13 protein-coding genes are annotated in these 21,326 nt (G+C 68.2%); 8 read left to right on the top strand and 5 right to left on the bottom strand.

What is annotated here, in order from left to right; genetic code table 11:
- Nucleotides 1-66 precede the first annotated feature (66 nt).
- The 3 genes from OZ403_RS39240 to OZ403_RS39230 all read right to left on the bottom strand — a co-directional run bounded on the left by OZ403_RS39240 (nucleotide 67) and on the right by OZ403_RS39230 (nucleotide 3,035).
- Nucleotides 67-816 (bottom strand): hypothetical protein, encoded by a 750-nt coding sequence (locus OZ403_RS39240; RefSeq protein ID WP_268783169.1) that lies wholly within the window; start codon nucleotides 814-816, stop codon nucleotides 67-69.
- Between the two features lie 180 nt (nucleotides 817-996).
- On the bottom strand, nucleotides 997-1,776 hold the full coding sequence (locus tag OZ403_RS39235; RefSeq protein ID WP_140800555.1) for an alpha/beta fold hydrolase: 780 nt from the start codon (nucleotides 1,774-1,776) through the stop codon (nucleotides 997-999).
- Nucleotides 1,773-3,035, bottom strand: a complete 1,263-nt coding sequence (locus tag OZ403_RS39230; protein WP_268783168.1) for a multidrug effflux MFS transporter — start codon at nucleotides 3,033-3,035, stop codon at nucleotides 1,773-1,775. Before OZ403_RS39230 ends, OZ403_RS39235 begins: the two co-directional genes overlap by 4 nt.
- A 755-nt stretch (nucleotides 3,036-3,790) precedes the next feature.
- On the opposite strand from OZ403_RS39230, the gene mnmG reads away from it, so the two are divergent.
- The 8 genes from mnmG to OZ403_RS39190 all read left to right on the top strand — a co-directional run bounded on the left by mnmG (nucleotide 3,791) and on the right by OZ403_RS39190 (nucleotide 18,824).
- Nucleotides 3,791-5,638 carry a tRNA uridine-5-carboxymethylaminomethyl(34) synthesis enzyme MnmG gene (gene mnmG, locus OZ403_RS39225; RefSeq protein ID WP_268783167.1) on the top strand — a complete coding sequence of 616 codons (1,848 nt, stop codon included), beginning with the start codon at nucleotides 3,791-3,793 and terminating at the stop codon, nucleotides 5,636-5,638.
- A gap of 98 nt (nucleotides 5,639-5,736) precedes the next feature.
- Nucleotides 5,737-6,390: a 16S rRNA (guanine(527)-N(7))-methyltransferase RsmG gene (gene rsmG / locus OZ403_RS39220; protein WP_140800552.1), complete on the top strand. Its 654-nt coding sequence runs from the start codon at nucleotides 5,737-5,739 to the stop codon at nucleotides 6,388-6,390.
- Nucleotides 6,391-6,570: 180 nt separating this feature from the next.
- Nucleotides 6,571-7,227, top strand: coding sequence for a hypothetical protein (locus tag OZ403_RS39215; protein ID WP_237081667.1), 657 nt, complete (start codon nucleotides 6,571-6,573; stop codon nucleotides 7,225-7,227).
- Nucleotides 7,228-15,612: 8,385 nt separating this feature from the next.
- Nucleotides 15,613-16,404: a ParA family protein gene (locus OZ403_RS39210; protein ID WP_140796256.1), complete on the top strand. Its 792-nt coding sequence runs from the start codon at nucleotides 15,613-15,615 to the stop codon at nucleotides 16,402-16,404.
- A 25-nt stretch (nucleotides 16,405-16,429) separates the two neighbouring features.
- Nucleotides 16,430-17,320 carry a ParB/RepB/Spo0J family partition protein gene (locus OZ403_RS39205; protein ID WP_140796255.1) on the top strand — a complete coding sequence of 297 codons (891 nt, stop codon included), beginning with the start codon at nucleotides 16,430-16,432 and terminating at the stop codon, nucleotides 17,318-17,320.
- A 3-nt stretch (nucleotides 17,321-17,323) separates the two neighbouring features.
- A complete protein-coding gene (gene bacM / locus OZ403_RS39200) occupies nucleotides 17,324-17,776 on the top strand; it encodes a bactofilin BacM (RefSeq protein ID WP_140796254.1) in 453 nt (150 codons plus the stop codon).
- A 2-nt stretch (nucleotides 17,777-17,778) separates the two neighbouring features.
- On the top strand, nucleotides 17,779-18,324 hold the full coding sequence (locus tag OZ403_RS39195; protein WP_140800550.1) for a hypothetical protein: 546 nt from the start codon (nucleotides 17,779-17,781) through the stop codon (nucleotides 18,322-18,324).
- Between the two features lie 299 nt (nucleotides 18,325-18,623).
- Nucleotides 18,624-18,824, top strand: a complete 201-nt coding sequence (locus OZ403_RS39190; protein WP_140796252.1) for a hypothetical protein — start codon at nucleotides 18,624-18,626, stop codon at nucleotides 18,822-18,824.
- A 66-nt stretch (nucleotides 18,825-18,890) separates the two neighbouring features.
- Here the strand turns inward: OZ403_RS39190 and egtD are convergent, their stop codons facing one another.
- A complete protein-coding gene (gene egtD / locus OZ403_RS39185) occupies nucleotides 18,891-19,916 on the bottom strand; it encodes an L-histidine N(alpha)-methyltransferase (protein ID WP_140800549.1) in 1,026 nt (341 codons plus the stop codon).
- A gap of 9 nt (nucleotides 19,917-19,925) precedes the next feature.
- The gene (gene egtB, locus OZ403_RS39180) at nucleotides 19,926-21,269 is read right to left on the bottom strand and encodes an ergothioneine biosynthesis protein EgtB (RefSeq protein ID WP_268783166.1); all 1,344 of its coding nucleotides are present in this window, start codon (nucleotides 21,267-21,269) and stop codon (nucleotides 19,926-19,928) included.
- Between the last annotated feature and the right edge of the window lie 57 nt (nucleotides 21,270-21,326).

Raw genomic sequence — 21,326 nt, 5'->3', positions numbered from 1 at the left:
GTAGTCCGTCACCCCTGTGAGGGAATCAAGCCCCGCGGTGCCCCTGTGGCGCCGCGGGGCTTTTGGTTACCGGGAGCCCCATTGGAAATCGTGGTACCAGCTGGCCACGTCCACGCTGAGGCCCACCACCGTGCTGTCCCGCTCATGGGGAAGCGGCTTGCCACCCAGCTTGAGCGCCCACGCGCGCTGGGCGTAGACCTTCACCCACTTGTAGCCGCCCTTCACCGTCACGGCGGGCTCGGCGAAAAGCCACACGGGGCGCGTCACGTCGTCGGCCACGAGGAACTCGCGGGAGCGCTCCGCGTCGGTGTAGCCGTTCGCGTCGAGCGAGACGTACTTCACCGCGGACAGGCGCACCGAGCCCGCGAGCTCGAAGTAGGGCGTGACGTAGCCCAGGTTCGGTTGGATGAAGGCACGCACTGCGCGGGCCGTGAAGCCGACGTCGCGGGGCATGGCGCCATTCGCTTCCAGCCGGTCGCTCGCGGTGGATTGGCCGTAGCCCAGACCGCCGTAGGCCTCCCACACGGCGTTTCCCAGGAAGGTGCCGTAGAGGCCGCCGCCCACTTCACCGAGCGCGCCGTTCGCGCGGCGCTCCCCTTCCGCGTACCGCTCGTAATAACCCTGGGCCAGCAAGCCCACGCCCTCGCGTGGGGACCAGGCCACCTGGAGGTTGTTGTTGCCGAGTGTTCCCTTCAGCTCACCCTCCTCTCTCAGGAGCGGCACGCTGATTTGATTGGGTTTGTACAGCGTGGTGGTGCATCCGGTGACGACGAATGAAATCCCCAGCGCGAAGCAGGTGCGGCGGAGTCGTCTCATTGCAGCCTCCTGCATGTGAAACCCAGCAATGGCCGTGCCTGCTTTCCTGACGCAGCGGGCTACACCGCTCCGTCGAGGAGCGGGTGCTGGGAATTTCCTGACGCGTCACGTTTCGCATGTATGGCCATGCGCGAAGTCCAGGACGCGGTGCGAAGCATGTGACGCGCCCTCCCCTTTCCTTCAACGCGGCGCCAGTGTGGCGAGGAATGCATCCAGCGCGGCGTTGAAGCGCTCCGGTGCATCCATCATCAGCCAATGGCTGACACCTGAGAACACGGTGTGCGGCGTGCCCGGGTACAGGAGGTGGTAGGCATTGGGCTGGATGAAGGCATCCACGACGAGCGTGTGGAGGGGGCCCTTGTAGCGTTCCAGCACACGGTCCGAATTGAACGTGAGCATGCTCTCCAGCGCGCCGACCACCACCTCGCGCGGCGTGGCATGCAGCCAGCGCATCACCGACTCGTGCGTGTGTGGCTTCGCGTTCTGGAGGATGGGCGTGAACCATGCGTCCATGAAGGCGCGGTAGGACTCGGGACGTGTGCCTTCGTGGAAGCCTTGGAGCTGTTCGGGCGGAAGCGGTGGCATCGTCCCCGCGGCATCCACGATGACGAGCCCGGCGAGCCGTTCGGGCCAGCCACGGGCGTACTCCGCCGCGACGTAGCCGCCGAAGCTGTGGCCCACCAGGACGAAGCGCTCCAGGTCCAGGGCCGTGGCCACCGCGTGGATGTCATTGGCCATGTCCTCGGCGCCGTAGCGGCCCTGGGCGTCGAGCTCCGAGTCGCCCATGCCACGCAGGTCGAACGACACGGAGCGCTGCTTCAGGTGTGCTTGCTGTGCGGCCCATTGCTCACGACGGGAGGCGTTGCTGTGGACGAAGACGACGGGGAGGCCACCACTGCCAGTGTCGGTGACTGCGAGCTGGCCCGTGGGTCCCTGGACGGTGCGCGAGGTGGAAGTCATGGCGCGGAGGACGATGACACGATTCGTGGCCCGTGCGTTTGGGCACCCTCCCCTGCCCCCTGCTGGCGCGTGCGTGCCCGGAGCCCGAAGAACGCGGCGAGCCACGCAAGCAGTGCCATGGCGGCCATGACACCGGCCATGGGCATCGCGGTGCCATTGTTGAACGTGCTCACGGCCCACGATGCGCCGGCCGCCGCGGTGAACTGGAGCGCGCCCAGCGCGGCCGACGCCATGCCCGCGCGCGCGGCATGCCGCTCCAGTGCAATCGCAGCCGCGTTGGGTCCCACCAGGCCCATGGCCGACACGAAGAAGAACAGCGTGACGGCGATGCCCCACAGGCCCATGAAGCCGGTCCACGCCACCGCCAGCACGGCCACCGCCGTGACGACGCACAGGCTCAATGCCAGACGCAGCAGCCGGTGCAGCGGCAGGTGTGTCACCAGCTTGCGGTTGAGCTGCGCCACCGCAATCAACCCCATCGCATTGACGCCGAAGAACCAGCCGAAGTGCTCCTCCGGAATGCCATACAGCGAGATGAACACGAATGGCGAGCCCGCGATGTACGCGAACATGCCCGCCTGCGCGAAGCCTCCGGCCAGTGCGGGGCCCACGAAGTCCGGGTCCTTCATCAATGCGCCCATCCGGGAGAGCATCGACTGCGAACCCACGTGCGGGGGCGCCGTCTCCGGCAGCGACTTCAGCACGCAGGCCAGCGCCACAGCGCCTACCGCCGCCAGCACCACGAAGATGGCCCGCCATCCCGAATACTGGAGCACCAGTCCGCCCAGCAGCGGCGCGAGGATGGGCGCCACGCCCATGACCAGCATCAGCCGCGACATCGTCCGCGCGGCGTTGGCGCCGGACCACAAGTCGCGCACCACGGCGCGTGGAACGACCAATGCCACCGAGCCACCGAGCGCCTGCACGAAGCGCATGGCCACCAGCATGGAAGCCGACGGTGCCAGCGCGCAGCCGAGCGAGCCCAGGACGTACAGCGCCAGACCCGCGTAGAGCGGACGCGTGCGCCCGAAGCGGTCGATGAGCGGGCCCGTGAAGAGCTGGCCCAGCGCCAATCCCGCGAAGCACGACGCGAGCGTGAGCTGGATGGCGGGCGCGCTGGATTGCAGGTCCTCCGCGATGCGCGGCAGCGCCGGCAGATACATGTCGATGGAGAGCGGTGCGAACGCGGTCAGCGTTCCCAGCAGCAGCTCGAGGCCGAGTGTGCCCTTCTCAGTGGGCTTGGTCGAAGGCGTGGTCATGGACTCCCTGGGCCGAGGGCCGAGCCCCGGCGAATAACCGGCTCCCCGGCTCCGCACCGTGAATGTGCCGCGCGCCCAGAAGCACGATTGCTGGAAGGGAACGCCATGGCTGTACACACCACCGGCGAGCAGCCTCGTGGGCCGCCATCGGCATGTCAGACCCCCGGGTTATTCCTTTTCCCGTCGCGCACACGAAGGTGTCGGGCCCTGGCGGCCCGAGCTTGATTTCGCCACTGCGCCCTCACCGCACGGAGCGAGTCCACCCATCCGTGTACGCGACACCCGATTCCCCCGCGCGCGGCGGAGAGGTGACGTCGCGCGCGGGGGAGAAGCGTGGTGCCCTGGCCATGGGGGTCGGGGGCCGCGCCAGCGTGGGGCGGGCCTTCGGGTCCGTTGAGCGGGGAGGTGCCGTCAACCCGGGGGGGCGGGCGGCGCCATTCCTTTCTCACCACGCGACGATTTGGTTTTTTGCCGCCCGGGACGGGGGGCGCGGTCCGGCTCGAAAGCCGGGCCCGACCTTCCGCCAGGTGGCCGGTGCGCGCGAGGCAGACAGCGCCTCATCCCCTCCCACTGCCTGCCTCGCGCGCTTCCGTAAATTCTCGAACGAGGGCAGGGCAGGGCGCTCGCTCCACCGGGTGCCCTGCCTCTCTCGGGGGCCTTTGCTTGCCAAGGGCCCGGGTTGGGCGCCATACGAAGGCGCGAAACGGCGGTGGGGCAGGTCAGCCTGCCCGTGTCGCCCGCGACCTTCGTGAGACATGGGACTCCGGTACGACGTCATCGTGGTGGGGCTGGGCCATGCGGGCAGTGAGGCGGCGCTCGCCTGCGCGCGGATGGGATTGGCCACGTTGGGCCTGACGCTGAAGCGCGAGCGCTCGGCGGTGTTGAGCTGCAACCCGGCGGTGGGTGGCACGGCCAAGGGCCATCTGGTGCGAGAGCTGGATGCGCTCGGCGGAGAGATGGGGCGCGCGGCCGACAAGGTGGGCACGCACTTCAAGACGCTGAACGCCTCCAAGGGGCCCGCGGTGCAGGCCTCGCGCCTGCTGTGTGACCGGGATGCCTACGCGGCCGGCATGCAGGCAGTGCTCTTCTCTCAGCCGAACCTCACGGTGCGCGAGGGCGAAGTCGCAGCGCTGGTGGCTGGCGGAGGCCGGGTGGAAGGCGTGGTGCTGGGGGACGGCACGCAGGTGTCCGCCTCCGCGGTGCTGCTCACCACGGGCACCTTCCTCCAGGCGCTGATGCACGTGGGCGAGCAGAAGGAAGTCGGCGGCCGTCTGGGTGACGACGCGGCGCGCGGGCTGTCGGAGTCGCTGCGCGCGCTGGGCTTCACCCTGGGCCGCTTCAAGACGGGCACGCCGGCGCGGCTGGCGCGCGCGAGCATCGACTGGGACGCGCTGGAGCCGCAGCCGGGGGACACCCGCGTGCGGCCTTTCTCCTGGCGCACCCAGGTGGAAGGGGAGGGCGGGATGCCGTTTCCCCGTCAGCCCTCGGTGACGTGCGCGCTCACGGCGACGACGCCGCGCACGCACGCGGTGCTGCGCGACAACCTGCACCGTTCGCCGCTGTTCCAGGGGGACATCGTCGGCCGGGGGCCGCGCTACTGCCCGTCACTGGAGGACAAGGTGGTGCGCTTCGCCTCGCGCGAGAAGCACCAGGTGTTCCTGGAGCCGGAGGGGCCCACGTCGCCGCTGGTGTACCCGGCGGGCCTGTCCACGAGCCTGCCGGCGGACGTGCAGCTCACCTTCCTGCGCACCATTCCGGGCCTGGAGCAGGTGGAGGTGGTCCGCTTCGGCTACGCGGTGGAGTACGACTACGCGCCGCCCACACAGCTCAAGGCCACGCTGGAGACGAAGGCCATTGCCGGCCTGTACTTCGCGGGGCAGCTCAACGGCACCTCGGGCTACGAGGAGGCCGCCTTCCAGGGCCTGTGGGCCGGCATCAACGCGGCGCTCCAGATGAAGGGCGAGCCGCCGCTCCTGCCGGGCCGCGACGAGGCCCACGGCGCGGTGCTGGTGGATGACCTGGTGACCAAAGGCGTGGACGAGCCGTTCCGCATGTTCACCAGCCGCTCCGAGCACCGGCTGAAGCTGCGCGAGGGCAACGCGGACCTGCGGCTGGCCCGTCACGGGCACCGGGTGGGGCTGCTGCCGCGCGAGGCCCTGGAGCGGGCGGAGGCGCGAGGCCGCGCGGTGACGGAGGAGGTGGCGCGGCTGAAGCGCACCGGGCTGGCGGCGCGGCTGCGGCGGCCGGAGGTGACATACGCGCAGTTGGGCGAAGGCCGCGAGGACTGGCCGGTGCTGTCACCCGACGTCGCCGAGGAGGTGGAGGTCGAGGTGAAGTACGAGGGCTATGTGGCCCAGGCCGCGAGGGCCGCGGCGCGCGAGGCCGAGTCCACGGACCGGTGGCGGATTCCGGAGGGCTACCGTTTCCATGAGGTGCGGGGGCTGAGTTCGGAGGCGGTGGAGAAGCTGACCGCGCATCGTCCGGGGACGGTGGGGCAGGCTCGCCGGATTCCGGGGCTGACGCCCGCCGCGGTGTCGCTGCTGCTGGTGGCGCTCAAGCGCGGAGCAGGGGCGCCCACAGTCTGCTCGCAGCCCGAGGACTGATCAAATAAGGGGCTGTGGACAACGTGTGGGAAACTTTAGGCCTTGCAGTCTCCTGAATGATTCCAGTGGGTTGCAGGTAGGTTTGACGCGGAGGGCTTGTGGATAACGCGCGGTTCGAGGATCAGCTCGCGGCGGGGTGCCGGGCGCTGGGAGTGACGGTGGCGGCGGACCTGGGGCCGCGGCTCCAGCGGTTGATGAGCGAGCTGCTCAAGTGGAACGCGAAGGTGAACCTCACGGCGATTACGGCGCCGGAGGAGGTGCTGGAGAAGCACTTCCTGGATTCGCTCGCGGTGTTGCCGGAGGTGACGGGCGCGGCGACGTTGCTCGACTTGGGCGCGGGCGCGGGTTTCCCGGGTCTGCCATTGAAGCTCGCGCTGCCGGCGCTGGGCGTCACGCTGGTGGACACGGTGGGCAAGAAGGTCGCGTTCATCAAGGCCGCGGCGGCGAGCCTGGGTTTGCAAGGAGTGCGCGGTCTGCACGCGCGTGCGGAAGGCCAGCCGGAGACGGAAGGGATTCCGCGCGCCGAGGTGCTGATTGCGCGCGCCTTCATGGACCTGCCGGATTGGCTCGCGCTGGCGCCCGCGTACGTCGAGCCGGGCGGGCGCGTGGTGGCGATGCTCGGCAAGGCGCAGACGGACGCGGAGTTGGCGGCGCGCGCGGCGGAGCGGCAACTGCGCGTCGTGTCCGCGCGGGCGTACCGGCTGCCGTTCTCCGGCGCCGAACGCCAGGTGGCGGTGTTCGCCAAGGAGTAGGGGAGGGGAGTGCCGCCGTGCGCGCCGGCCCGTGGGTGATTCCGGGCAGCGTGACACGGCGGTGTTTCCTCCCGAGGATGCACGGCGCTGCTGAGTGACTTCAGCGGCGCGCATCCCACCGGGAGGGAAGGGTGGCGCGAGCCAGGGGCCTCGTTAGGTTTCACGGCGGAGGTGCCACGCATGAAGCCGCTTCCGATGGACCGTCCTCGCGTCTGGTTGTTCGAGCGTCACGCTCACGCCGTCACGTTGAAGGCCTCGCGCTCCAGCTTCGAGCGCCAGTGGGGCCCGCCACATCTCGTGGTGACTCGCGATGACGGCCGCTTCCTGGAGGCGCACTGGGGTTGGCGCAGCGAGTGTGGGCTCGAGTTGGTGGTCGTCTCGCTGCGAGAGGCCGACCGGTTCCATGTCTTCATCGAGCCCTTGGAAGTCGACCACGCCATGGCCCACCTGGGGTTGAAGGACGAGGTCGTGGAATGGAGAGCGGACGCGGGGCTCCCGCTCCTGCGTGAAGGCTGGGCAGTCACGCGCATGGATGAGACGGGCAATCGCTACGACATCGCGCTGTCGCCCGAGCGCGCGCATGTGGCGTGCTTCGCGCGCATCCTCGAAGAGCGTGCGCACAAGCAGTCGTATTACGTCGAGTTCCGCGGCACGCCGGCCCCTGGGGAACCCGCGCGAAAGGACTGGGCCGTCATCCGTCAGGATGAGCACGGCAATCGCGCGGAGGTGGCTCGGCTTCAGAGTGAGCAGGGTGCTCACGCATTCGCTGATGCCTACGAGGCGGACCCACGGCACAAACAGACGTACTTCGTGGAGCCTGTTGCTCCGCGTTCCTGAACTGTTTCCGCGGGCGCGTGGTGGGCGTGTCGAACTGGATGTGCGCACCTCGCGCCCCGCGTTGGCGTTGAACCGCCGATGACGAATGGGGCAGCGCGCGCTTGCTCACAACGACGCGGGCGCATCATTCGTGCGTCCGTGGTGGCGGCGAGCGTTGCTGTATCGCGACAGTCGCCTCCACGGGCAGGTCCAAGCAGCGAGCAGGCGCCGTGTCGTAACAAGCGCGACTCCGTGCACCTCCACGAGCGTGCCTGCTGATGTGTCCAGCAACTCGCGACGGCAGCTGAGCCGACGCGGATTCCCCACGACTGACTGCCCGACTTGATGCGGATGACTCCAGCGGCGCTAGCAGGGGAGGGGACACGGCCCTGCTTGGTGCACGTCCTTGTTCACAGTGGCTCGGAAGCAAGGCCGGCAATCGAAGCTGCAAGTCGATCGCTCGGTGCAGGGGGCGAGCGGTTGGATGGTGAAGCGCCACGCTCGGTGCATGACCTTGCTCGCAGCGACTTGAGCGCATCGTTGGAAGTCTGCGCTGCACGTTGGTCGCTGCATGAAGGGCGACGGGCGGTTGGTTGATGCACCACCACGGCCGCGTCACTGTTCATCGAGGTGCATGTCGAGGCGCGGGCTGTTGATGGAGCGCTGCGTGGGCTCGGTCGGCTCACTTCTCTTGAGCAGGCAGGACAACGCTCGTGCCGTCGGATGCACGGAGTCCGTGTGGCAGTGGAGCTGCTTGCCTGGCTGCGGGCTGTGAGCCGCCCGCACCTGATTTCCGTAACGGCGCTTCGCAGTCCGACGTGAGTCACTGCTCCGCGAGCGGTGGTGGATGCGCGCGCGAGGCTGCGTTCTCAACATGGGTCTGCAGTGCGCCGCCTCCTAGGGCGAGCTTGTTCGAAGGCGATGTCCGTGAAGAGAGGCCGAGCTGAAGGCCACGCTGACCGGACAGCCGGGCCAGCGCCTGGTCGGCGTGCATGCGACGAGCGGGTCGACTTCATCGCACGGAAGAGGCTCACGTCCTTGATGCTGCCAGCGGGCATGCCGTCATCCTGAACGCTGCATCCGTGCTCCTGGCATTGGGACAGTCTGCGCATCGGGCGCGAGCGAACGTCGCGACACGGTGCCTCGTGGGGAACTTGATGCAAGTCGGGATGGGGTGACGACGACGTGCATCCTCGCCGCGGTTTCGTGCACACGGGGCTACGCGTCCGTCCTGTGCGGAGCGGTCTGTCTCCGTGAGGCTTCGAGGCTTCGGATGGATGAAGGTGCATCGCATGTCCGTCTCGGCGATGCCGTCTCGTTGGGTCGCGAAGTCTCCCCGGCTGCGCTCAGTTGAAGGCTGGATTGAGGTCACGAGGACACCCGGGATGGAGCTTCGCGTTCGGCTACTTCGTGCGCGGTGCTGCTTAGGGCTTCATGGTGGTCATGAGCCCGCACGCCACCAGTGGGTTCGGTGGGTGCCGTGGCTCGCCTTCTTGTGGTCCTTCAAGTCCGGCTGCGTGTGGGTGGCTGACTGCGCTGCTCGCGGGCAGCAGCGGTGACCGAGTTCGCGGATTCATGCTCGCGACGCGCGGCACGGTCCCAGTTCAGGCCGTGATGGTGCTCGTGACACGAGTGCCTGGCTTGGACCCAGGTGTTGGCGTGGTGCGCGCGACAACCCATTGGGGACGTAGCGAAGGCAGCCGGGGACAGTGGTTCTTCATCGGCTGAACCGATGGGCCTCGTTCCACGTGGAGCAGGGGAGGGGAGCATCCGTTACGGCACCACTTGCGCATCTCGCCATGGCTCCGCGAGCGAGCGGCACCTTTCGCTCAAGCACATGTGAACGGTGATGCGTGATGGCCGCGCCACTTCTCGCGAGGGCGCTCATCCGGCGCGCGTTCATCGGGCTCGTGCTTCAAGCGGACCGTGGTGGCACTGGTCTCGACATGGAAGCGCTCCGTGAGTCGCGATGCGCAAGCGGTCGCATCGACATCAGGGACGCGTGCCTGTTCCGGACAAACCTCACGTTGATGGGAGTGGGCTTCGAGCATGGCTTCGCGGCGGTTACGCGCGGCGCCCGACCGGCGCGCCGGACTGGATGGCCCCGGAGGCGATGACCGGAGCGATGTGGATGCGAGCACGGCTTGTGACGGGTGGATGCCGTTCGCTCACGCGACTGGCCCAGGGCCCGTTCCACGTGGAACGGGACACTCGGCATGCTCATGCGTCGTGGTGGAGGAGCGCGGCGGGTCGCGGGTGTTGCGCAGGCGCCATCCGCGTTGAGCGTGGGCATCTCATGGACACGTCATCACGGAGAACTGGCGGCGCCAGTGCTCATGCCCGGGACATCGCGTGGTCCAGGGGGACGGAGCGTGGTGACGGGCGTCAGTTGTTCGCGGGCTCAGCCAGCGTCCCCCGCGTGCGCACGTCTTCGCGGTGAACGGCATCGGCTGACCTCGTCTTCGACCTGGCGCTCGTTCCGCGTGGAACATGGAGCGCATCACCTCAGAAGGCGGTCGTCATCTGTTCGCGTGCTCACCTGGGTTTCCGCATCACGCGGAGCGCGGGAGCTGCGAGCACGCGGCTTCGATGAGCGCTCATCCACCTTGGTCGGGCAGTTCCACGTGGAACAGGAAGGTGGAAGCGCGGGCCGTCGTGGTGACCGGAGTGGCTTGCTCATGCGCGGTGCCACCGTCGTTCCCCGTTGAGCAAGAAGGCGCGAACTCATGGTCGCGTCGGACGGATGCGACCTGCTCATGCGCGGGCCCTTTGCTGTTCCACGTGGAACGTGGAGGAGGGGAGTGCGACGAGCCATGTCGAACGCATGCAACGCGCTGCTCGTCACTCCATCGTGCTCCGTGAAGAAGGAAGGAGCGAGTGTCTGGCCGCGTTGGACGAACGCGGTCGGCTCATGCGCGTGCCCTCACTGTTCCACATGGAGCAGGAAGAAGGGACGCGCGGGTGGCCGCGCTGAACAGGTGTGACTCGCTCATGCGCGATGCCTCTCGTGGTGCCACGTCGAACAGGAAGGCGCGTTGATGCGTGGTCCCGCTGAGCGTGTGCGGCTCGCTCATGCGCGATGCCTCTCGCGGTTCCACGTGGAACAAGGGAGGGCAAAACCGCGTGGTGGCGCTGAACGAGTGGGCTCGTTCATGCGGTATGGCAGCCGCGGTTCCATGCGGAGCAGGAAGAGGCGTTGGTGCGCGCTTGCGCGAAGCGGGTGCGGCTTGCACATGCCTCATGCCTTCTGTGGTTCCACGTGGAACAGGGAGACGGCACACGCGCAGGGTCGTGCTGAACGAGTGGGGCTCGTTCATGCGCGAGGGCCTCCGCGATTCCATGCGGAGCAGGAAGAGGCGTTGGTGCGTGGCCGCGCTGAACGGGTGTGGCTCGCACACGCGCGATGCCCATCGCCGTTCACGTGGTGCGGGAGGTGCGAGAAAGCAGAGCGGTCTGCTGCATGCGCAGTTCATATGCCTGACCGTTCCACGTGGAACAGCGAGACGGCCTGGACTCATCGACTTGGGCACATCGTTGGGATGAGCGAACGCTGGAGGTCCCGGCGCGGAGCCCGTTGCTCGTTCCACGTGGAACACGGAGGCCATGGGTGAGCGGCCGAAATGCGCGAGGCGGCGTGAACACGCGCGGCGCTCGCTACCCGTTCCACGTGGAACATGGAGCGCCGCACCTGATGGTGCGCGAGCGCCTGCTTCCTCGCGTGTTCAGCTCACGGCGTGTTCCACGTGGAACGCCGGAGCGATGGGCAGGTTGGCGTGTTGGGCGCGTTTGGCTTGCTCAAGTGCGTGCTCGGTTCCACGTGGAACACGCGGACGACATGGGCGTGCCCGGCATGATGGTTGAGCGTGCTCGCGTGCCCTGCTTCGAACCGTTCCACGTGGAACGCGGGTGGCCGCATGGGCACGCCAACACGGCGGTTGGGCGTAGCCCTGCTCATGACCGCGCCTCATCGCGTGTTCCACGTGGAACGTGGACGAGGCTTCATCGAAGCGGCCGGAGCCGCGTGGTTCGCGGCTTCTTGGGCTTCCAGTTCATGGATGCGTTGGCCGCCGTGCACATGTGAGACGCACGCTGCTTGTTCCACGTGGAACGTGAACACGGCGTGGGCTCGAACTCTGCGCCATGGAGGAGCTTGGGCATGAGGCGGGTCTGGTGGCTTGTTCCACGTGGAACGCGGTGACCCGCCATCCCTGGAGCAGGCCCGCGCCGATGAGCAGCGGCCATCGCCTTGCTCCACCTTCTAGATGGAACGGCCTGCGCACCTCTTCAACAAGGTCCGCCGTGGTGGCGCCCCAGCGAGTTCGCGAACGCGTGTTCCACGTGGAACGAAGAAGCGGCGCATCAGGTGCTTCTTCGCGGTGGTTGGAACCGCCGTTCGGCATGTGCACTTCGCGGGGTCGGCGATGGTGGTGGTGGGCGCCTGCGCACCGCATCGATTCGCGCATGCGTTCCGCTTGGTGTGAGTTCCTGGCGCTTGGCGAAGAGGATGCGCGCGCTGACGCGTGCACTTCAGCGAAGTGGGTCGGCGCGACTGCTCATGGGCGGGTTGCTCAGTGCCTGTTCCACGTGGAACGCCGAACGGGTTGGTGGCGGGCGCGAGCACCGCGCAGAAGAGTCCGCTGACGGCTCCACATCCAGGACCGTGAGGCGCTCACTTCTCATGGTGCGGTGAGCGCACCGTCGTGTGTCACGGAAAGGTGGTCACAAGAGGGCCTTTGCCCATCCGCCACCCAGCGCCTGTTCCACGTGGAACGCCTGAAGAGCTTCGCGATGCATGGAGGCACAGGATGGGTGCGCCACTTGCCGGCCAGTGTCGTTGGCTCGATGCACGCGCTCCATGTGGAGCGTCCGTGTGCGGTGCAGAGCCAAACACCCAGGCCGCTCGGTGCACATGCTGATGGAGATTCCTGGGCAGCGTCGGTCGTGCGTTGTGCGGGCTCCATCCCGGCGCTCCGCGCTGAAGTTGCCACGCGCTCTTCGACATCTGTGCTCAACGCGGGGCGTTCCCCGTGGAGCGCGTTGAACGTCGGAGTGGTGCTGCCGCCGCGTTGCTGCGTCCCCGCGAAGGCCGCTTGGTTCGCGCGAGGGGCGGTGAGCTTCAGGTGGAGCAGGGATTGAGGACTGGCGATGGCGCGGATGGCCGCATCGGCGCGAGCGGATGTCTTCCTGTGCGCGGGTGCGCTGCGAACCCCAGTGGAGCAGGCGGTGCGGACTGGAAATGGCTGAGACTGCCGCGTCGGTACGAACGCAGGCCATTTCATGCCCGGGTGAGTGGCGAGTCCAAGTGGAGCAGGTGGTGCGGACTGACGGTGGCTCGGATGGTCGCGTCGGCACGAGCGCAGGTCGCCTCATGCGCGGACGAGCTGCGAGTTCACTTGGCGCGGTTGGTTCAGACAGGCGGTAGCTGCACTGCCGCATTCGACTCGACCAGGTGCCGCCTCGTTCCCGCGCGGATGCGCCGCGATGGCGGTGTGGAAAATGGGGCGAGGACTGACGGCGACGCGGACTGCCGTATCGGGACGACCGCATGTCGCCGGGTGTCCGCGTGGATGCGGTGCGAGACCCAGTGGAGCTTGGGGGCTTACGGGAGACAGCTCAAACTGCCGCATCGGCACAGCCGCACGCTGTCCTGACGTGATGGTCACCAGGTGCGAGTCCGTACGGAACGAGCGGCGACGATGGACAGTGGCTTGAACTGCCGCATCGGCACGGCCGCGTACCATCTGGAACGCATTCGCAATGAGGTGCGAGTGCGAGGGGATGGAGCTGGCTGCGGGGATGGGCAGTGGTTCGGACCGTCGCATCGGCACACCTGCATGTCGTCCGAACTCATGCGTAACGAGGCACGAGGCTCGCGCGGATGGAGCAGGCGGTGAGAAGTAGTGGTGGGGTGGATGGACCGCGGCATCGGCATGGCCGCGTGGCGTTCTGAAACCATGGTCATGTGACGCGCGTTCGGCGGGGGAGCAGTCGACGCGGAGCCGCGGGGCAGCTCAGGTGCTTGCCGTCCGGAGTCCATGCTCACCGCGGCGTGAAGGCGCGGGACGCAGTCGGCGAGGCATGGCGGCAACTCAGCCTGCGGCGTCCGTAGGGCCGCAGGTCGCTCGGAACGAATGAACACCAAGACACGAGTTCCGTGCGGCGCAGCCGGTGAGGCCCGGCGGCAATTCGCACCGTGACGTCAGCCCGGCCACATGCTGTCCGAAGCCCATGCTCGCCGAGGCGTGAATGGCGCGTGATGCAGCCCGCGAGGACTGGAGCCGACGCAGACCGCGACGTCAGCCCGGCCGCATCGCATGCCGTCCGGAGTTCGTGCTCACCGAGATGCAAGGTCCGTGTGGCGCAGATGGCAGGGACAGGCGGCAATTCAGACTGCGACACCGGTACGTCGACACTCCTTCCTGAGTTCCTGCTCACCGAGGCGCGAGTTCCGTGTGGAGCAAATGGCGAGTACGGACTGCCCTCGTGCTGCTGCATCGGTACGTCTGCAGGTTGGCGGGCGCCCCCGGCTCAGCGAGGTGCGAGTCCCATGCGGAGTAGTCGACGTGGACGAGCAGCAGTTCGGGCCACGTCATCGGCACGGTCGCATGTCGCCATGAAGCTCTGGCTCAAGGCAGAACCGGGCTCAATGTGACCGAGGAGAAGCTGCGGCCTACCCCACCTGAGCCCGCTCAACGGTGCGCTATCCGGTCCCTGTTCCTGATGGGAAGTCATGGCACCTCGGTTGAGGCATCGATGTGACGGCATGCCGCCTCGCGATTCGTGTGGCCCTCAGTGGGCGTGGAGCTTCCGGTGATGCCACCGGACGCAGAACCTCATCGATGCGACGTCTGGCGCTGCGTACCCATGTCGAGCGGCCCGCCTCCGGCACACTTGGAGGGCTCGAAACGAACTCGCCGTGGTTGGCGAAGTCCGATGGAGTTCCTCGCCTGCCGTCATCGGATGCGTGGCCCTGATGAACATCCCCGCGGGGAAAACCTCGTGCTGGTGTGAGTCGCCATCCGCATCGCCGTTCGTCGCGGCATGCTTCGCGCGATCGCTGTCCGTCCCGAGTGGTGAGTCCGCTGAGCTGGGCCGGCAAGTGGACTGACCTCGTCGATGTGCTGCCTGCGGTCGTTGGCCGAAGCGAGGGGGATGGGTCCTCGCCTGGAGTTCGCTTCGAACCACGTGACCGGGTCAGACGCGCCGCGCGCGATTCCAAGAGGGTAGGGCCTCGCGGCGGGAATCCTCGGCAAGGGAGAACCGATGTGCGTGGCCATGTGGTCCGCCGGCGGCGAGGCTCATGCGGATGGCTGACGTTGAGGCTCATGTGAACGCACCATCGCCGCGCAGGACTCCGTCGCCCGTTCCACGCGGAACATGGAGGACACGTGTCAGCGTCACTCGAGCCGGTGGCTCATTGACGCTCGCAGGTTGCACTCGGCAAGGCCTGGGCCGCTTCAACGCGCGTTGCTTCATGGGGTGACGGCATGGCTCAACTGCGCGGCATGGGGCGCTTCCAGTCGCGTGCGCGAGTTTGCTGCACTGCCCCGAATGAGGCGGTGCATCGGTTGCGCCACGAAGATGTGCAGAGCAAAGCCGGTCGGATGCGGAACCATTGGGCCCAACACTGCCAATGGCACCGCGTCGTGCCCGAGGACGGCCCACCACCGATAGCGTGTGATGCGCTGAAGCAATCAGCGCGTGTCTTTCGCGCGCCAACCGGCAACCCCGACCGCGGCCTCACGCGGGCATCGTGCGAAACGCACCCGCTGCCCACGACAACGTCACCGCGTGAGGACAGAACCCACGGATGCCCGTGGCCCGAAACGCGCGGCTGCATCCACGTTCAGGGAACCCAGAAGCCCAGCCTCGCGCACGAACGCGACGCACGTTCGTGGGCTCCGCTCGGAAGTTCATCGCCGCCGACCCCCTGAAAACTGGTTCAAAGGTCCGCGAACCCCGCAAACGGATCCGCCGCGTTCTATTCCACGAGGGCTTCCTTCCCGCCTGCTCGCTCGCTGCGCAGCCGTGGGGTTCCACGAGAAACGCGCCGTCTCCAGCCTGGGGGCGCCGTGGCCACGGCCGGGCGGAACAGGTGCCGCCCCGTGAGGGCCCCCACGGACCAGCGCCACGGCCGCATCATTATATAGGGGGCTGACACCGGCCCTCCGTGGCCCCGTTCGACTGGCACCCCGGCGCACCGCCTCCTTATATAAGGAGGCACCCCCGGCCAGCCTCCAGGCCTCTTCCGCGCAACCCCCCGTGAAGAGAGCAGGGAAGCAAGGCTCGCCGTGAATTTGATCCGATACCAAACCGCGTGCTAGCAGCGTGGATCAGCGCGCAACCGTGCACTGCATCACGCGCGGGGCCCTGGCCAACGGCCGGGGAGAGAGAGGATGGGCCACCGTGGGTCGTATCATCTGCATCTCCAACCAGAAGGGCGGCGTCGGGAAGACCACCACCGCCATCAACCTCGCCGCGAGCCTGGCCTCCGCGGAGCGCCGCACGCTGCTGGTGGACATGGACCCGCAGGGCAACGCGGGCAGTGGTCTGGGCATCAAGCAGGACAACATCACCGGCACCATCTACGAAGCGCTGCTCAATGACCGGCCCATCAAGGAGCTGCTCCACCCCACGGAGCTTCGCTACCTCCAGGTGGTGCCCGCCACGCCGGACCTCACCGGCGCCGAGGTCGAGCTGGTCAACCAGGACAACCGCGAGTTCCGCCTCCGCGATGCCCTGCGCCCGCTGGCCCCCGAATACGACTACATCATCATCGACTGTCCGCCGTCGCTCGGCCTGCTGACGCTCAACGCGCTGGCCGCCGCGGACTCCGTCCTCATCCCGCTCCAGTGCGAGTACTACGCGCTCGAGGGGCTCTCCCAGCTGACCCACACCATCGACCTGGTGAAGCAGGGCCTCAACCCGGACCTGAAGATGGAGGGCATCCTCCTCACCATGTTCGACTCGCGGGCCAACATCGCCCACCAGGTCGTCGAAGAGGTGCGCGGGTACTTCAAGAAGCAGGTGTTCGAGGTCATCGTGCCGCGCAACGTGCGCCTGTCCGAGTGCCCCTCCTTCGGAAAGCCCATCATCCTGTACGACATCAAGTCGAAGGGTTGTGAGAGCTACCTCGCGCTGGGCCGCGAGCTGATGAAGCGGGACACCCCCAAGAGCCCTCGCAGGCGCGTGGCTTGAGCCGCGCCCTGGCTGGAGTCACGACGTGGTGAAAGCAGACATGCAGAAGCGGGCCCTGGGGCGCGGGCTGTCCGCCCTCATCCCCCAGGCGGGCGCCACCTCTTCCGGCAAGGGCGAGCAGGCCCCGAAGGCCGGCGTCCTCAAGCTCCCCATCGAGTCCATCCACCGCGACAAGGACCAGCCGCGCACCTACTTTGACGAGGAGAAGCTCAAGGAGCTCTCCGACTCCATCAAGGCGCAGGGGGTGCTCCAGCCCATCCTCGTCCGCAAGGACGGTGACGGCTACCGCATCATCGCGGGCGAGCGCCGCTGGCGCGCGTCCCAGGCCGCCGGTCTCAAGGAAGTGCCCGCCATCGTCCGTGACGTGACGGAGGTCCAGGCCTTCGAGCTGGCGCTGGTGGAGAACCTCCAGCGCGCGGACCTGAACCCCATCGAAGAGGCGGAGGGCTACAAGCGCCTGGTGGAGGAGTTCAAGCTCACCCAAGAGCAGGTCAGCGCGCGCGTGGGCAAGGAGCGCTCCACGGTGGCCAACGCCCTGCGCCTGCTGGCGCTGCCCGCGGACGTCAAGGGCATGGTGGCGGACGGCTCGCTCAGCATGGGCCATGCGCGCGCGCTGCTCGGCGTGCCCCGGCTGCCCGAACTGCAGAACCTGGCCAAGCAAGTCGCGGACAAGAAGCTCTCCGTGCGTGACACGGAGCGGCTGGTCCAGCAGAGTCGCACCAGCGGGAAGAAGGACGCGGGCAAGGCGGCACCGAAGCAGAGCCCGCAGGTGAAGTCACTGGTGGAGGAGCTTCAGCGGCGACTGGGTACCAAGGTCCGGCTCACCGAACGAAGCCCCGGAAAGGGCACCATCGAGGTGGACTTCTTCTCGTACGATGACCTCGACCGGCTCTTGAAGCTTCTCAGGAAGGAGTAGGACGTGGCGCTCCTTGGCGGGAAAAAAGACGAAGCATCCAGCAAGCCTCTGTTCAGGCGGGAGGAGGAATCCGTGTCGCAGCGTTCTGGTGAGGTCCACACGCTCCTGGGCAAGGGGAGCGAGTTCGAAGGGAAGCTGACCTTCGAAGGGCAGGTCCGTATCGACGGCAAGTTCCAGGGGCAGATCATCACCAAGGACGTGCTCGTCATTGGGGATGGCGCCAAGGTCCAGGCCGAAATCCAGGCTGGCACCGTCATCATCAACGGCCAGGTCGAAGGCAACGTGAAGGCGACGCAGATCATCGAGCTCAAGACGCCCGGCCGCGTGAAGGGCAACCTCGAGACGCCGTCGCTGTCCATGGACCGCGGGGTCATCTTCGAGGGCTCGCTGAAGATGGAGAACCTGGGCACCGCTGGCGCCCGTCCGCCTCCGCCTCCGGGTGGCGAGAAGAAGTAGGCGTGCGTTCCTGGAAGCACATGGCGCCAGCTTCACTGCTGGCGTTCACCCTCCTGGGCGGCTGCAAGGGCTGTGGCCAGGAGGATGCTGCTTCCGGCACCGGAGAGGATGACGGCCGTCCGTCCTCCATCCGCTCCGGTGTGAAGGTGCCGCTGCCGGACGGCTGGTCCGCGCTGGTGGCGCCGGATGAGAGCTTCCAGGCGGGCCCGCCCGGCCGGCCCGTGTTGCGGGTGGACCTGCGGCGCGGGGACGGCGAGCAGCTGCCCTCCGTGGACACCCTGGCCGACCGCGTCCGCGAGGAGCTGAAGGACTTCGAGCTCTCGCTGGACCAGGAAGAAGAGACGGAGCGCTACTCGCTGCTGCGCATCACCCTGGCGCCCAAGCTGGCGGATGGGGGCGTGGGCCCGGAAGCCCCTGGCTTCTTCGGCGCGCGGCGCGTGGGCAACGACTTGTTCCTCTGTGCCAGCCTGCCGGGCGCGTCCGCCGAGGATGTGCTGCGTGCCACCGAGGCCTGCCGCGAAATCCAGGTCCAGGGCTCGCTGCCATAGCGAGCAGCACCGCGCGTCCAAGGCAATCACACGTCGAGGCAGGTGGGAGTGTCACCTCCTGGCGGAGTTGATGCAGGCGAGCGGGCATCCGTTACCGCCTCGTGAACATCCGGCGCGGCTCGGGTGTCCCAACGTTATGCATTTCAGGGTGCACTTCCATGCACGCCACGCCGACATTGACGCTCAGGGACTTCCCCTGGCCGTCACGAATCTTTAACCTCACCCTCCCGGACTGCGTTGGGTGCTCGCCTCGGACCCATCCAGGACCTCCACGCAGTGCCCTCGCAAGGAGTCCCCGCATGTCGTTCTCCGGAATGCTCCCCCTCCAGCTCGCCACCGTGGACATCGCACCCGTCGGAGAGCAGCTGATCGCCGTGGGCGGCCTCGTGGTCGCCGGGCTGGGGGCGCTATGGGCCGCATGGACGCGGCCGTCCGCGCAGCCGGTGCCGGTGCCCATTCCCGTGCGTGGCGGCTCGTCGCGCCGCAACCCGCGCCGCTGAAGTACGGCGAAGGGCGCGAAGGCGGGGTGAGTCCCCGCCCCGCGCCCCTGAAAGCAGCACCTGGCCTCAGCGCTTGAAGGCCAGGGAGAGGGCGAAGTCGCCCGCGGCGTCCGTCCACCACTCGGCCAGCGTGAGTCCCGCGGCCGACAGCTCGGATGCCACCTGCTGCTGGTGGAACTTGCAGCTCACCTCCGTGCGCAGCACCTCCCCTTCGGTGAAGTCCACCTGCTTGCGCAGCGTGGACAGCCACACCGTCTGCGCGCGCCGGGACACCAGGCGCATCTCAATCCAGGCGTTCTTCTCGTCGAAGGGCGCGAAGTGCTCGAAGGCGTCCGGGTCGAAGTCCCCGCCCAGCTCGCGGTTGAGCACCTTGAGCACGTTGCGGTTGAACGCGGCCGTCACGCCCGCGCTGTCGTTGTAGGCGGCGTACAGCCGCTCGCGGTCCTTGATGAGGTCGGTGCCCAGGAGCAGCCCGTCTCCCGGCTGCAGCCCGGCGGAGAGCTGCCTCAGGAAGAGCGCGCGCTGCGCCGGCTTCAGGTTGCCGATGGTGCCGCCCAGAAAGGCCACGAGCCGCCGGCCGCCGTTGGGGAGCTGGCCCAGGTGGCGCTCGAAGTCGCCCACCACCGCGTGCACGGTGATGCCCGGGTACTCGCGCGCCAGGCCCGACGCCGCGCGCCGCAGGAAGGCCTCGCTCACGTCGAAGGGGACGAAGCGCGCCAGCCGGCCCGCCTCCTCCAGCGCGTCCAGGAGCAGGCGCGTCTTCTCGCTGGTGCCGCTGCCCAACTCGATGAGCGTGTCCGCGCCGCTCAAGCGGGCGATGTCACCGGCATGGGCCAGCAGGATTTCCCGCTCGCGCCGCGTCGGGTAGTACTCCGGCAGCCGGGTGATGTCGTCGAAGAGCTGGCTGCCGCGCTCGTCGTAGAGCCACTTGGGAGATAGCTCCTTGGGCGTGCCGCACAGTCCCTGGAGCGCTTCTTCCCGCAGGGCGCGCTTCGCGTCGCCCGGCTTCACGTAAACGTCCACCTGGACTCCCGGCGTGTGCTGCGCGTCTTCACCCGGAGTCGCCACCGTCGGTACCGTCGTCACCCGCATCGCCTCACCTCACCTCGCGTTCCGTGCACAGCGGAAGCCGGCGAAAATCTGCCGGCGGTTGGGGAAGTCCCAATTGCGAAAGCCGTTGCGCACCGCGACCGGTGCGCTGGCCCACGCGCCTCCTCGGAGAACCTTGTAGGACTCGCCGAAGAACACCTCGGAGTACTCGGGGTACGGGAAGGCGCTGAAGCCCGCGTACGGGCGGAAGTCGCTCGCGGTCCATTCCCACACGTCGCCCAGCAATCCCCAGACGCCGTCCTGACTGACGCCTCGCGGATGGCTGCCCACGGGCGCCGGGCCCCACGTGCCTCCGTCCAGGTTGGCGTGGGCCCGGGTGGGCGGCGTGTCGCCCCAGGGGTACTCGCGGGGGCGGCCGTCACTGCCGCGCGCGGCCTTCTCCCACTCGGCCTCGGTGGGCAGCCGTTTGCCGGCCCAGCGCGCGTAGGCGTCCGCCTCGTACCAGCACACGTGCTGCACCGGTTCGTCCTTGGGCAGCGGCTCCACCTGGCCAAAGCGCCGCCGCAGCCAGGTGTGGTTGCCTTGGGGAAGCCAGAAGCCCGGGGACTTCAGCCCCTCTGCCTGGACGGCCTCCCAGCCCTTGGGGTCCCACCAGCGCGGGTCCTCGTAGCCACCCGCCTCCACGAAGACGAGGTAGTCGCCGTTGGTGACGGGGTGCGCGTCCATCAGGAACGGAGCGACGTACTGGGAGAACGCGGGCCGCTCGTTGTCGTAGGCCCACGGCGACGTGCTGCCCAGCCGCACCTCGCCGCCGGGGATGAAGACCTCTGCCTGAGGCACGGCGCCGGGCCGGGGCCGCGGGCGCGCCGAGGGCACGTGGTACTCCGGCGACGTCATCAGTTGCAGCGTGGCGGCCAGCGTCTCCGCGTGCTGCTGTTCGTGCTGCGCCACCATGCCGAAGACGTAGCCGCCCACCAGCAGCGGCGCGGTGCTGTCCTCGGGCAGCCGGTGCAGGTGCTCGCGCACCGCCTCACGCACGCGCCGCGCGTAGGCGAAGGCGGCCTCGGGCGGCAGCAGCGGCAGCTCGGCGCGCGTGGAGCGCGGGTGCCGGAAGGCGTCATAGATGGCGTCGAACGCCGGGTCGGTGATGGCCGGCGCCCCCAGCGCCCGGAGCAGCCACTGCTCCTCATAGTTGGCCACGTGCGCCACGTCCCAGATGAGCGGCGACATGAGCGGCGAATGCTGACGGCGCAGCTCGTCCTCGGGCAGCCCGCCGAGCATCGCCAGCACGCGCGCGCGCGCCGTCTCCAGCTCGGTCCAGGCACGGGACTTCCAGGGTGGATGGGCCCCGCCTTCCTCTCGCGGGTGACTCCGTTCCTCGGCCATTTGGAACATCACCCGTCCAAGGTAGGGAGGCGTCCGGCGCGGAGGTAAGCCCCCGCCTCACCGGCG

This window comes from Myxococcus sp. NMCA1 (assembly GCF_026810205.1).
Lineage (GTDB): Bacteria > Myxococcota > Myxococcia > Myxococcales > Myxococcaceae > Myxococcus > Myxococcus xanthus_A.
The sequence above is the reverse complement of the archived record's forward strand: the minus strand, read 5'-3'. Positions and strand labels throughout refer to the sequence as shown.